At 63.2% G+C, this 2,090-nt stretch carries 2 protein-coding genes and 1 pseudogene; 1 reads left to right on the top strand and 2 read right to left on the bottom strand.

Annotation, left to right across the window (positions count from 1 at the left end):
* Positions 1 to 207, top strand: a pseudogene (locus ABDV69_RS21265) (ADP-ribosylglycohydrolase family protein); the annotation flags it as partial.
* 411 nt (positions 208 to 618) lie between these two features.
* Here ABDV69_RS21265 and ABDV69_RS21270 read toward each other — a convergent pair.
* Together ABDV69_RS21270 and ABDV69_RS21275 are read right to left on the bottom strand one after the other, a co-directional pair.
* Complete coding sequence (locus tag ABDV69_RS21270) at positions 619 to 1,194, bottom strand: DUF6036 family nucleotidyltransferase (protein WP_343577802.1); 576 nt, start codon at positions 1,192 to 1,194, stop codon at positions 619 to 621.
* Positions 1,191 to 1,706, bottom strand: a complete 516-nt coding sequence (locus tag ABDV69_RS21275; RefSeq protein ID WP_343577804.1) for a helix-turn-helix domain-containing protein — start codon at positions 1,704 to 1,706, stop codon at positions 1,191 to 1,193. The genes ABDV69_RS21270 and ABDV69_RS21275 overlap by 4 nt, the downstream gene beginning before the upstream one ends.
* Positions 1,707 to 2,090 lie beyond the last annotated feature (384 nt).

The following is a 2,090-nucleotide window of genomic DNA, read 5'->3' on the forward strand; positions in this document are numbered from 1 at the left end:
GCCGAGCTTCGCGCCGAAGGCAAGGAGGTCTTCGTTCACTGTGCTGGGGCGGCCTCGCGGACGGCCGCGGTGGGGGCGCTATATGCGATGAGGCACTGCGGCCTCCCTGCTGCGCAAGCGTGGACGCAGGTGAAGTCTGTGCTGCCGTACTTCGCCCCGTCCGCGGAGAATCGGGACGCGGTCAACCGGCTCGCTTCCGCTAGCTGATCATCCGATCCGTCAGCTCTTGGGCAGCAAGCCGCGCGGCCGCCTCGGCGCTGATGCGGCCCAGATCCAACCGAGGGTGCCGCCGAAACCCAGATGTCGGCGCAGCGCATCCTCGAAGACCTCGTACTCACGCTCGCCTGGCCGTGTCGCGGCTACTTTCGCTGCGCGGGGTGGCGCCTCGTCGATGTAGACGGTGGTCTTCCTTCGCGTCGTTGCAATATTTTGACGGAAAAACGGCCTGCAGGACAGCGGCCACGCGTGGACGGCGCGCATGCGCATGGTCACGTGTACGCACAACGGGCGGCGTCGCGAAGACAACTAGCGGTAGGCGGTTGCCCGTCAATCGACGTGCGCCTGGATCCAAAGATGAGACCAAAGCCGACCCGTTAGCGGCTTTGGCCGAAGCCCCGTTCACGCGCTGCGCGGCGGCCCGGCTTGGCTAGCTTTTCCTGCCGCAAAGTCCAGCCACGCTTGAATTCGTTTACCGATACGTGGATCAGTCTCCGCGGGAAGCATCGAGGCCCGCTCCCGAAGTAGAGCGACGTTCAGAAGGCCGTCGCGAATCAGCGCCAAGACGAAGTCGAGGTCCTTCGGACGGCCCGCGGCGAGTTTTGAGACGGCGAGGTCGTGAGGATCTAGAAAGCGCGGTTCGGCGGGTTTTGAGGACTCGACGTCCCAAGTGACAAGCCGGTCCTTCCATCCATCGGGTTTGGTGGCCACGTCGAGGTGGACGCCTTCGGCATAGACGCCGAATCGTTCGTGAAACGGTGACATCTCGCCGATGGCGCCCTCGACCTCGTCCGCTTTGTTCATCCCCGGGTCATCAAGGAATGCGACATCGGCCTCTTGAGAGGCCGTGGCTTCCGCAGGTAGGTCGTCATCTTCAAATGACCCGAGGATCGACTGCGAGCCCAGCACAAGCACATCCGCATCGTGGGCGACGGTGCATGCCGAGCGGAGCAGATGCGCGAGCTGCGCTCGGTTCATGCCGCCGATGCCTGCTCGTGCTCCCGTCTCCAGTGATCTTTGAAGGTTCGAAGCACTTGGAGCCGCGTCTCGTCGGGCAGCACGCCGGCAAACGGCGAGTTTTGGCGCAGTTCCCGCGCTGCCTGCGAGGGACTGATCACGATATCCACAATCGCGTCTAGACCGCCGTCGAGCACTCGCTTCCACTCTTCGAGGTACCGCATCGTCATTCCGTCGGGACGATGCATGCTCTGCCAGCGATCGAGGTTGTTACGAGCCTTGGATATGACGGCATCTGGGTCGGCGAGCATTGGCGTCAGCAACGCCTGGTGCAGCCGCAACGACTTTTCTTCTTCGCGCGTGAGCCGAGTGCCCATCAAGCGGTCAACTTCGCGGCGTGGAACCCGCCGATGAGTGCCTACACGGACGTGCTCGATCTCGCCGCGGTCGCACAGATTAGCGACATGCTGGCGTGAAACGCCGAGCATTCGCGCGACCTCGCCCGTCTTGAGCATTGTCTCCATGCGACCCATCGTCCTCCTTAAACACCAAAAACACAACACCGCTGTTCAACGATCCATTGACAGGCTGCGGCGCATCGTGACGAAGGACGAAGAGGAAGACGGCCGCCGCCGCTCTGCGCGGTGTGGCAGCCCAAGGCCCGTCTTATCCTCAGAGCTCACGTCTCCGGCGGGCCGGCGGCGGTGATCGCGGCGTGGATCGTCCACAAGGATGTCAGCCTGACGATGTGGTTGTACGCGCACAGCCGGGCCGACGCGTTGAAGGCTGCCGGTGCCACTTTGGATCGAGTTGTGACGCCCTCGCAACACGCAGCCTAAAATCGTGCCAACAGCATTGCCGCAGCTCAGGTATGGAGCCGATGACGGGAATCGAACCCGCGTATTCAGCTTGGGAAG

Origin of the sequence: Mycobacterium sp., from assembly GCF_039583785.1 — a bacterium.
Lineage (GTDB): Bacteria > Actinomycetota > Actinomycetes > Mycobacteriales > Mycobacteriaceae > Mycobacterium.

Bases quoted from the DNA above. Each gene is read 5' to 3' on its own strand.
- ABDV69_RS21270 (WP_343577802.1), bottom strand. From the start codon at position 1,194: ATGAACCGAGCGCAGCTCGCGCATCTGCTCCGCTCGGCATGCACCGTC.
- ABDV69_RS21275 (WP_343577804.1), bottom strand. From the start codon at position 1,706: ATGGGTCGCATGGAGACAATGCTCAAGACGGGCGAGGTCGCGCGAATG.